This window comes from Novipirellula artificiosorum (assembly GCF_007860135.1).
Classification (GTDB): domain Bacteria; phylum Planctomycetota; class Planctomycetia; order Pirellulales; family Pirellulaceae; genus Novipirellula_A; species Novipirellula_A artificiosorum.
This window is the reverse complement of record NZ_SJPV01000005.1, coordinates 129,691-140,727: the sequence shown is the minus strand read 5'-3', so window position 1 is coordinate 140,727 and position 11,037 is coordinate 129,691. Positions and strand designations below refer to the sequence as shown.

Sequence of the window (11,037 nt, the reverse complement as noted above, 5' to 3'; positions counted from 1 at the left end):
ACGGAATCGCCCCGTCTCCCCTGCTGGCCGAAGCGGTTCCCTCGTTTGTTTGACGTTGCTCAGTGGATCGTAAAGAAGCAATCGGGCGAGGGTTCGCGGGTCACCGAAGGGACCGAAGGTCCAACCGGCGATAACGCCCCCGTGATGGGCTTACCTCTGCCCCAACTGGGGATAATTACTTCGTTCTGCCATCAAACTTGTCGCGTTTGTTGGCATTGTTGCGTTAGGCTAGAATGGATGCACCAACAAGGAGACTGACGTGGCCGATTCACCATTGCCTGTACGCGACACATTGACCGAGATTGCTCGATTGCTCCCAACCGACGCATCCTTGGAAGACGTCCAATATCACCTGTATGTACGACAGCAAGTCGAGGCTGGACTAGCTGATGAGGAAGCGGGGCGACTCATCAGTACGCACGAAATGCGGAAACGTCTTGCCACACACAAGAGTGCAAGAGAAAACCGTGGCTGATGGACATTCGATGGACTGAAAAGGCTTCTGCGGATGCAATTGGTATCTTCGATTACATTGCGGATCAGTCTCCCGCCTATGCGGAGTCAGTTTACGAACGCATTCTTGAACGCCCTGAGCAACTCACCGTGCATCCCATGTCAGGATCCGTCGTGCCCGAACTGGGACGTGACGATATTCGTGAGCTTTTCGTCCATTCGTTTCGATTGATTTATCGAATCGCGGAAGACGAGATTCGTGTTCTTACTGTAATCCATGGCAGCCGAAAATTGGTTCCCGGGATGGTTGGAGAGGCAGAACAATGAAATGCACGCGAGAACGGGAGTCACGTTCATTTGTCTGCTTGCAAGTCGTTCGCCCGTCCCGCATGATTTCTAACGTTCGCCGACTGAAGAATTCGGAAGTCCGTAATCTCAACGACCATCGACTCAACTTCAATCAAGAAGAACGCACGATCGATGCATGCACGTCCCGTGCCTCCATAGATCGCAATTCATTACCGAAGTTCTCATGCCAAAAGCGAAACGCTCGACAAAAGCTGTAATCGCTGTAGCGAGTATGGCGGCGCTGACTTTCGCGGCTTGGCATGCCTTTCGGACGCTCACTGCGTACGTGGTACTCCTTTCTTTCAGCGAGTTGGCAGACGAGGGGCCATTGTTTGACCTCGAGCACCGTTCCGTAGAAACTATTGGAGAGTTCACCGACTCGGACGCTCAGTCGCATTACAATTTCGTTACGGGCGGAACCGGGATTTCATTTCCTGATGGGACTGTGGCTGATCAATACGATGATTCATGGGAGCAAGTTTCATGCTGCTTCCAACTTCAATTTGACTCCGAATTGCCTAGCTTTTTACCCAGTCGTTTCGTCGAGTCGTCGCTAGCCAAAGGTGAAACAATAATGTTTCCAGGGCTAACGGAAGCGAATCGAAACGTTCCTCCATCGGCCAAGAGGTACGAAGCGCCAAGCCTCGTCAACTCGCATAGGGTAACCTTGTATGTGCATGCCGAATCGAAAAGAATTTGGGTAAACCACAGATACCCATCTCCTATGGACTAAAGCTTCGGACAATCAAGAAGGCTTTGACTTCGCGAGGTACGAACCGAAGGTCAAGGCCTCTCTTCAAGAAGCACGGAGAAGTGATTCGTCGCGTCGTTCATGGGTATTGCTTCGGTGGCGTAACTGCATGATGCCGCTCCCGACACCGCCGATGTCATGGATCGTGCAGTTGCCGGGAGAAACGGAGTGGAGCTCTGCAGAGGTGCAACTTGACAAGGGACATCCCGGTCGACGGTGCGCCAAGGGTGCTACCGGTTCCCGGCGGACGACCGTCCGACGGGCACTCTTTTCTAAGAGATCATTGGACACCGGAGCCATACCTCCAAAAAACCTCGAGTCTGGGTTCCGCACGCTTCCGTCGGATGAGCCATGCTTTTTTGGGTTCCTAAAGCTACTGCCATTTGATCGCGTAGAAAGCGAGAGCGATTTAAAAAGCAAATCGATCGAGTGGTTCATTCTGGGTAACTCGGTTCGGATTTTGTTCGACTTCTAACGATGCGGCCTCTTCAATCGTCCCGTCGGAATCCAAGCCAATCCTGCTTTCGTGTAGGATAATTGGTTCCTCGTGTCAGCGGTGGCGAACGCCATGCTGCTGACTTCTTTCTCCGATGCTGCCAAGAAGGTGCTCCTCTATGAATTCTCGTTTAATTTTCGTTGCTGTTGCAATGCTCGCTTGGACATCGCTAGGGAGCTCACAGCAGCTCCGGGTGTTTCCGTATGGGATGGTTCCGGAAACGAAACCCGACATGCCGCTGAGTCAGGCAATGAATCGAGTCTATGAGGGAACTTATGCAGGACGAGACTGTGCCCGCAACGAGTTGTTCACGAACTTCAAATACACGCCACTGGAGGGTTTTGATTATCACGGCCACGACGGCACGGTTTCACGTCGTGATTCAACGAAGGTCATTCGGGCAGGCGGAAAGTACTACGTTTGGTACACGCATCGCGAAACGCCGACGCCGCCCAACTACGACGGAGGAGCGAACGAAACGATCCCATCACGCGACTGGGACTTGGCCGAGATTTGGTATGCGACGAGTGAAGACGGGTTTGTGTGGCAGGAACAAGGTGTCGCCGTCGAGCGAATGGAAAAACCGCATGCCGGTTGGCGATCGGTTTCCACGCCCGACATTTTGGTCTGGAAAGGCAAGTACTACCTCTACTATCAAGCCTACCTGGACATGCCCGGCAGCCGAACCTCGAGTGCAACCAACGGTGACGATTGTCCGGTCTCGGTCTCGGTCGCAGACACACCGGATGGCCCCTGGACTCCATCCAATAAGATCGTGGTCGAAAATGGACCGCCCGGATCGTGGGATCAGTACGTCATTCATGATCCCTACCCGCTGGTCTTCAACGGCAAAATCTATCTCTACTACAAAGGTGAAATGGGAGGCAGCCCTGCTGTTCGGGCGCAAGGTTTGGCGATCGCCGAGCACCCGTTGGGCCCCTTCAAGAAACACCCGCTGAATCCAGTCATCAATTCCGGCCACGAAACTTGCCTGTTTCCGTTCAAAACCGGTTTAGCAGCACTCGTGAGTCGACATGGGTTGGAGCACAACACGATTCAGTATTCACCCGATGGTGTGAACTTCGAGATCGCGGCCATCACGGGGCTGATGCCAATTGCGCCGGGCGCGCATGTCCCGGATGCTTTTACAGGAACCAAGGACGGACGCGGTATCACATGGGGACTCTGTCACTTTCGTAACCTCAAGCGAGACGAAGGCAAGAGCCACAGCATGTTGGCACGATTCGATTGTGACCTCAGCCTCGATGTTCATGACATCGAGATGAAGGAAAGCGATATTTTCAATGACCCGGAAATCAACTTCAAATTTGGCCTGAGCGAACAGCAGCGAAGCAGGATCGAAGCAGCCGCCAACAAGCTTGACTAGTTCGAGCGGTCATAAATGACTGGCCCTACCGAGGCGGGTCTTTTGCTCGACAACTAACGCTCCAACGAACGCGTTGGGCTAGCTTGCGGTCCGCTATCGAGCGATTTGCTCTCCATCGGCTTTTGCTCTTGTGTGAGCATGAACTTGTCAAATTCGAAACCATCTTCACGCATTGAAAACATGATCGTGTGCAGACCGGGCTCGTCAATGTCGAGCCAGATTTGTCCCAAAACGCCACTATGAGCACTTTCCGTTCGTTGCCGCGAGTCCCACTGCCACTGGCCGTGCTGGCCAGTGAACTGCAACCGGGCACCGGACTCGGGCCAAACGCCGTCGATGCCGACGTGTAATCCGTTGTCTTCGGATCCGGTGCAACACATCCGCACCCAAACATAGTAGCGGCCCGGGGTGTCGATGATGACGGGATAGTAAAGCACGCTGCATTGGCCAGGTACATTGGAGAAGCTTACACCGTTGACTAACGGGTCGCCGTGTGTGACTCGAGTATCGGGCAAGATTTCGAGATAGGCACCGCCGCTGGCAGTCTCGGCATGATTCGGATCGGGATCCGGCTTGATGTTCGGCGTTTCATCGGCTGTTGTCAGGTACCATTTACGATGATCGTTGTGATCCGCCGCATCAAAAGCTTCTGCTTCGACGACGACAATGCCACCATTCTGTTTGTGCACTTTCTTTGCTTGAGCCTGGTCGTAGGTGTACTCGAAATCGGTCACGGCCGACAGCACCGAGGCGTCTTCCTCCGCAGGCTGGCCGAACGCATCATAGCGTCCATCGGCATCTTCAAAAGTGATCTGAAGCTCGGGGCCGGCTCCGCTTCCGGTCGCGACAAACCAGATGTCATCGCCTCCTTCATCGAGCGTCACGACGAACGTATACGTGCCATCCCCGTTGATCATCGGCAAGACGGGAATCGAAATCACATCACCAGGCCCCACGTTCACGGACTGCTTCGCGATAAGCTCACTCGCAGTCGGGGCCGACGCTTTGGTAAGCGCCGATCCAGTCCAGTCAGAATGAGATCCACGAAAGACCCGAAGCGTTCCGCCTCCCCCATCGCTGCTTCCTGTCAACCGCAGACGAGCGTCCAAAATGTTTGGCGGAAGACCTTGAACGTCGAACTTGATCAGCGTGGTCCGCCGCTTGCCTTCGACTTTGAGGTATTGATTGCTAAAGGCACTGGTGCCTTCCAGAAATGCGTCGTCCATCGCATACAAGGTCCGCGTCACTTTGGCCTCGAAGGGCTCGACGATCACGTTCAGCGAGGATTCAGCGTTTTGCTTGCCATCACTTGCCGTCAGCGTCAATCGATACTCGCCGGCACCGCTTAACGTGACCTTCGTGTTTTGAGACGTTGCGTCCTCAAAGTCGGCGTTGCCGGGACCACGGCTCTTGGTCCACTTCGAGGTCAGCGCGCTGCCGGGTTTTCCATCATCGCTCACCTTTCCGGCAAGTGCCACGGTTACCGTGTTGCCAGACCGAGGCAGCATGATCGTCACGTCCGGACCCGCACTGACGCCGGGTGGATAGTCTCGTTTGGGATCGCCAGGCCGCACAACGGCCAACCAGTCTTGATCCGAGTCGTTTGGTGGATCGCCGATCATGGCCTTCCCGCCAGCGCTGACCACCTGCGTTGAGCCTTGTTGGAGAGCCCCCCCTGTGCGCGGGTTGAACCACAGGACTTCGAACAATCCGGTTGCAGCGGAAAGATCAAGCGTTGTTTGTTCGGCCTGTTTTCGATAGACCAGATACAACTTCCCAGGATCGCATAGACAGTAGGCATTCTTGCTGCCGAGTAAGTTGTCTGCGTTCGTCATGTTCCAGAACGGGATCTTTTGATTTGCAAAGAATGCAAGGGCAATACGGCATTGCTCCCACATCTTTTCTCGCACACGATAGTCTTGGCAGGTCAGGTCACTATGCGGGTGTTTGTATCCGAAGTACCACTCAACACCTGCACCGCCAGCCATAAGATTTCCCCACAGGGCATTTTTGCGTGCATTGTCATGCGTCGGGTCTTCGGCGTCGGTGATCAATGAATGTTGGGCATCGCCGGGCTCATCGCATGCTACGACCCAAGGCTTGCCCGCTTCGACGGAGCGTCGGAGGTAATTGAGGGTGCTGCCATGCACGTTAGAAAAGTCGGGCCTGTTCGTCTGCAACGAGAATCCCGTCAGTTCGGATTCAACACCGAGCAGGTCGAAGTGGTTGTTTCCGTTGTGGATCACGATGTGATGTTGATACGGATCGTGCGTCCAGAGGTACTTGGCCCAGTCCTTCTTCTTTTTCGTGCTAACCTCGTGCCCCAAGCCAACCTCTTCGCCGAGGTTCCAGTTGAGCGCCAGGTGGTGAGCGAAGCGTGCAATCAATTCGCGATAATAGAGTTTTCGCTGTGGGCCCATCTGGCCATCGTCGAGCAGGTTCACGTTTTCAGCCTCCTGCGTTTTGAAATGCAGGTACATGCCAAGGTTGGTTCCGTGGGCAAAGACCGTTTCCCATTGATCCATGCGGGAACAATCGATTCGTTCACGCTCGTCATAAGTGGTGTAAGGAAAGACGTTGCGATCATCACCAATGATGTTAAGCGTCAGAAAAGAAAAGGAGTTCAGCCCTTGCGATGCAAGATAGTTGATTGCCCCGATCATGCCCTTTCCTCGCGTCGTCTGCCACGTCGGATCGCCGGGTTTCCAATCTTGGACGTGGGGTCCCCAATCCTTGATGAGGTTGTCCTTTTGGCCATCGGTCTTAAAGTCGCCATCAAAGTCGACGTAAGCGAGGAAATTCTCGGGCGCGTCCGCGCCGGCCTTGAGAAAGAACTCGCCGGTCCCCGCAAATTGCAGGTGATGTTTGCCAACATAATTCAGCCGGCCCTTGGCTCGGAAGTCCCGTCCAGTCTTGTCTGACGCTGCTATGGAAAAGGTACCCTTCAAGCCATCAACGGAATCGACGGGCGTTCCCGCATCGGGGGCATCCGAAATCGCAACACTCGGTCCTTGTCGGAAGGAAACGTCGTAGGTCCACTCGCCCGCATGATCGGGGGCAAGGTGGACTCGCCACTTGTTCCCCGCGGTGGCCGAAGTATTCGCCGCGTCACCGTCCGCTGCAAAGTAGCCGGGTACGTTGTACGTCAATCCGGTCGCAGAGTGATGGAACGTGACCTGCATTCGATAGTCGAGAAACGGATTCGGAGTCCCGCCTTCGGACGCTTCAGGCCCGTCGATCGTGAGCGTCACCTTATGCCACTGCTGAAGTTCACCTGAAAGGGTGACCCCTGCTTGATTCTCCGGGTTCGCACCGGTTACTTCCGCTGGGTTCGCGACAAGCAACATAACTCCAACGAAACAGATTCCCAATCCGATCATGCGTGTCACTGTTTTTTCCTCTGGTTGTTCGGGTGTAGCTTCTTGAAAGAGTGTCTCTGCGCGCTACCGCTCGGTACCGTTACAGCTTGTTGATTCTTAGGCGGGTTGCGCGGATCTGGTGGTGGGGAGCAGTAAGCTCTGGAACCCCGGGCGGATGCTGGATGACAAAGAGATCCTCCACAGCACCGAAGTGTCCGTGTCGTGATTGTACAGGGTGTTTGCATTAGCAGACTACCACCCCCCCCTATGAATCCCCAGATTGGATGGGTGGAAGTGTCGACGTCCATTCGCTCGACACTTGATAGGGCGATGTATAGGCAGCTTGTTCACGAATGCTTGAACGCCCGTGATCTGTGATGTCTAATCATTGTCCAAGTGTTTTACTTGTCGGGTGTTCATCGAACTCAATGTAGGGTGGAATCGGAACGCCTCGTTGACGCCACCGACCCTGCTTCTTGGGCCCCTTCGTGATGTGCTTTCCTTCGGATGCCTGGCGCCTAGGCTGTCGCGCCGTCGCTTTGTTTGCGTTTTGTTGCTGCTGGCTCCTTGCCGAGGGCGCTCCGTTGACGCCCCCTCACGTCGACGGAAGCCGAGAGCAGGCAACACGGACCCAGACGGCTCGAAAGAAACTTGAAAGCCTCTCGGCATTGATCCATCGTGCAGACCATGCCGGTCTTGATACGTTAAAGGAGAAGATGACCGTGCGAACGGCTGAGGTCTTTCTCAGCTATGCGGATTGGGATGAAGCGAACAAAGAGATCAACTCCCAGCATTTTGAAAGAGCGGCAAGATACAAGCAAAACGCTGCGGAAATGGCGGAATCCTTGCCGGACTTTGAACGTCGAGACATTATCACGATGTTGGAGGAAGCGACAACCTTCCTCGACGATCTGATTGCCGGCAACGTCGTCCGCAGGCCTACGCCGGATGTGGATTGGGCGAACGTCTCTCATGATGGTGATCAATTAACGTTTCAAGGCCGTCCGGTGTTCCTAACCGACTGGACTTGGAAGCCTGAGATGGACGAATTGAACGAGTACCATGGTGCCCAAGACGGGTTCTTTTTGATGCATCCCTACGTCATCAACCGAAGCGGAGAAATTCTACCGAGGATTGCCCGTGAACTGGATACAAAACCGAGCGGACGACTCGGATTCATCTTCTTGAACCACAAGAACGCTCCGCAATGGGCAGCCCGCGACTATGGCAGTGGGTTTGTGATGCGTCAGGACACTTACACCGCCTATGACATTGATCACCCAGGTGCTCGAGAAATGAATCGTCTGTTGTTGTCGGGGACCATTCCCAAGATGGCGGGAAAAAAGTACACCGAACTGGGATACATGCTTTGCAATGAACCCCATTTCTTTACCACCGAAGGTGTCTGGGCCACGGGGCCTGTTTCCAATTACACGATGGATAAATTTCGACGTTGGCTCGAAGAGAAACATCGTACCATCGAGCGTCTGAATGGACTTTGGGAGACTCACTTTGCAAACTTTGCCGAGGTCACCCTCGCCATGCCGATTGCAGCACAGCGTCAGGGAACCCCACCGTGGTATGACTGGGTTTCCTTTAATCGCGATCGCGTTACAGATTGGTATGCCTTTTTGAAGGGAGAAATCCGTAAGCACGACCCGGCGGCGAAGGTCCACTTAAAGATCATTCCTAACCTTTGGACGGACAATGCAAGGAACCACGGTATCGATTTTGAATCGCTCACACGGATGAGTGAAATCATCGGCAACGACGCGGGTGCGTCCTACAGTCCGATGTGGGGAGAGGCGGATTGGCAAGATCACTATGCGTTTGAGTGGCGTGAGATGTCGATGGGGCACGATTTCCAAAAATCGGTCAGTCCCAGGAAAATCATGTACAACACCGAATCTCATTTTCTTTCCACCGTTCGCTCTCGCGATCTGCACATGGATCCGGCTTACGCGCGTGCGACCTTTTGGTTGGCGCATACCCAAGGGCTGACGGTTAGCCAGAACTGGTTCTGGGCCAGAAGAGAAGACGGTTCGATTCGAAAAGGGCTTGTGAAGGGATACGCCGGATCGAACAATCAGCAACCGCGTGTCGTCAACGAAGTCCACTCGACCCTCATGGACCTCAACGCTCACGCCGAGGAAATCATGGCGATGCAACGGCAAGCAAGGCCGATCCGCATCTTTTACAGTGAGGCATCTGCGACCAATAAAGCGAAGCACATGGACGACGTCTTCGAGTTATATGAATCCTTGTTCTTCGAAGGCGTGCCCTTGGGATTTGTCACCCAAGACATTCTCACTCGCCAGAGTCATGAGGATTGGGATACGCTACTGGTTCATCAAACGCCTTTCGTGACACGCCAGGATTTTGCGTCGATTCAAGACTATGTTGCCGGCGGCGGCCACGTGATCCTCGACGACGTGAGTCTGAGCAAGGACGAGTACGGTCGTGATTTGCCAAAATTGGCGGATTTGCCAAACATTCGTCGAGTGAAATCACTCGACGAAATGAAGACCGCAGCCTTGCGTTTTCTGAAACTAAAAGGACATGCACCGGCAGTAATCGTGAAGGAACAGAGCGATGGAGAAAGAAAGGGCTGCACTTGGAAGTGCGTGGAAAACCGCGCTGGCAATCCGGTGCTGTCGATCGTTAACGTTGGCAAGCATCGGGCAACACTGACATTGACGCTGCGCAACGGCAATGCGGGAACTCGTTGTCAGGACCTGTTAACCGGGAAGAGCGTCTCGAGCAATCCAACACTCCGTCCCTACGAGGTGCTGTTTGTTGAGTTGACCCCTTTCCCTTCTCAACCCTCGACGCCGTAAGACGTTCAACCGAAGACGGACAACGGATCCTTATCAATCCGGCCGGTGACAGCTATAATGGCCATTGACGCTGTGCGGTGAATTCCGTTGCGGCAATTCCGTTGCTGCCGATTCTCGATCTACTTGCGACGATTTGCAAACGAGCGGCACAGCGTTCCTTGAAGCTTTCATGCTTTACGTGATATTCGGACCCCCAAAACCCGTTCGTAGCCACTCCTGGAATCTATCCGTTGAACGTCTCTTCTAACGTCACTGAGAAACAACTTGACTCGAAAGCGGTCCATCCGCTTGCGCCTTACAAAACGCTCGAGGCTGAAGCATTGCAGTCCCGAATCGAAGCGGTGCGGTCCTCCTTTGGTGATTCCCTGTTGATCCTTGGTCACCATTATCAACAAGACGAAGTGATCGAGCACACCGACCTGCGTGGTGATAGCTACAAGTTGAGTGAGATGGCGGCGGCGAGCCAAGCGTGTGAGACGATCGTTTTTTGCGGCGTTCATTTTATGGCGGAAACCGCGGACATTTTAGCCAACCGAGCTGAGAAGTTGGCTCAGCGGGCGGGTCGCCGTGTCACGGTAACGCTGCCCGACATGGCTGCCGGTTGCTCGATGGCTGACATGGCTGCCATCAAGCAGGTCGAAGCGGCTTGGGACGACATGTCGGAAGTGATCGATACCGAGCGAATCATCCCTGTAACCTATATCAACAGTGCCGCCAGCTTGAAGGCTTTTTGTGGCCGACACGGCGGAATCGTCTGCACCAGCAGCAATGCCAGGGCGGTGTTGGAGTGGGCGTTCGAGCGAGGTGACCGCGTCTTCTTCTTCCCCGATCAGCATCTCGGTCGCAATACCGCCCTCGCGATGGGTGTCGACGAGTCACAGATGCCAGTTTGGGATCCCTACGCATTGGAACTTGGCGGCAACACCGAAGCCGCGCTCGAAAAGAGCCGAGTGATCTTGTGGAAAGGTCACTGCAGTGTGCATCAGATGTTTCGACCTGAGCATGTCGAAGGATTCCGCAACAAATATCCTGGGATCAAGATTCTCGTTCACCCGGAATGTCCACGGGAAGTGAACGATCTGGCGGACGTGTCCGGCAGTACAGCGAAGATCATCGAGACCGTGAAGCAGAGCCCAGCCGGAACCCAGTGGGCGATTGGAACCGAACTGCATTTGGTCAACCGATTGAAGGCCGAGTTTCCCGAGCAAGCGATCCACTTTTTAAGTCCGGTCGTGTGCATGTGTGCCACGATGTACCGGATCGATTTGCCCCATCTTTGCTGGACGTTGGAAAATCTCCGCGATGGAGCGGTGGTGAATGAAATTCGGGTGGAAGAAGAAACCGCGAAGTGGAGCCTGGTGGCACTCGAACGCATGTTGGCGGTGAAATAAGCAGTCCCTCGATTG

The 11,037-nt window shown here is 54.3% G+C and carries 6 protein-coding genes; 5 read left to right on the top strand and 1 reads right to left on the bottom strand.

The window, feature by feature from the left end; translation table 11 throughout:
- The first annotated feature begins 259 nt into the window (after nucleotides 1-259).
- The 3 genes from Poly41_RS15335 to Poly41_RS15325 all read left to right on the top strand — a co-directional run bounded on the left by Poly41_RS15335 (nucleotide 260) and on the right by Poly41_RS15325 (nucleotide 3,435).
- Nucleotides 260-475, top strand: coding sequence for a hypothetical protein (locus Poly41_RS15335; RefSeq protein ID WP_197231365.1), 216 nt, complete (start codon nucleotides 260-262; stop codon nucleotides 473-475).
- Complete coding sequence (locus Poly41_RS15330) at nucleotides 475-780, top strand: type II toxin-antitoxin system RelE/ParE family toxin (protein ID WP_146527360.1); 306 nt, start codon at nucleotides 475-477, stop codon at nucleotides 778-780. The genes Poly41_RS15335 and Poly41_RS15330 overlap by 1 nt, the downstream gene beginning before the upstream one ends.
- Nucleotides 781-2,166: 1,386 nt before the next feature.
- A complete protein-coding gene (locus Poly41_RS15325; protein WP_146527358.1) occupies nucleotides 2,167-3,435 on the top strand; it encodes a glycoside hydrolase family 117 protein in 1,269 nt (422 codons plus the stop codon).
- 53 nt (nucleotides 3,436-3,488) lie between these two features.
- Here Poly41_RS15325 and Poly41_RS34135 read toward each other — a convergent pair whose 3' ends face one another.
- On the bottom strand, nucleotides 3,489-6,815 hold the full coding sequence (locus tag Poly41_RS34135) for a DUF5060 domain-containing protein (RefSeq protein WP_231615717.1): 3,327 nt from the start codon (nucleotides 6,813-6,815) through the stop codon (nucleotides 3,489-3,491).
- A gap of 563 nt (nucleotides 6,816-7,378) precedes the next feature.
- On the opposite strand from Poly41_RS34135, the gene Poly41_RS15310 reads away from it, so the two are divergent.
- Entirely contained in the window at nucleotides 7,379-9,631 is a 2,253-nt protein-coding gene (locus tag Poly41_RS15310; protein WP_197231363.1) for an alpha-amylase family protein, read from the top strand.
- A gap of 230 nt (nucleotides 9,632-9,861) precedes the next feature.
- Nucleotides 9,862-11,022, top strand: a complete 1,161-nt coding sequence (gene nadA, locus Poly41_RS15305) for a quinolinate synthase NadA (RefSeq protein ID WP_231615681.1) — start codon at nucleotides 9,862-9,864, stop codon at nucleotides 11,020-11,022.
- Nucleotides 11,023-11,037 lie beyond the last annotated feature (15 nt).

Excerpts from the sequence above, each read along its gene's own strand:
- Poly41_RS15330 (WP_146527360.1), top strand. The coding sequence starts at position 475 with ATGGACATTCGATGGACTGAAAAGGCTTCTGCGGATGCAATTGGTATC.
- Poly41_RS15325 (WP_146527358.1), top strand. The coding sequence starts at position 2,167 with ATGAATTCTCGTTTAATTTTCGTTGCTGTTGCAATGCTCGCTTGGACA.
- Poly41_RS34135 (WP_231615717.1), bottom strand. The coding sequence starts at position 6,815 with ATGATCGGATTGGGAATCTGTTTCGTTGGAGTTATGTTGCTTGTCGCG.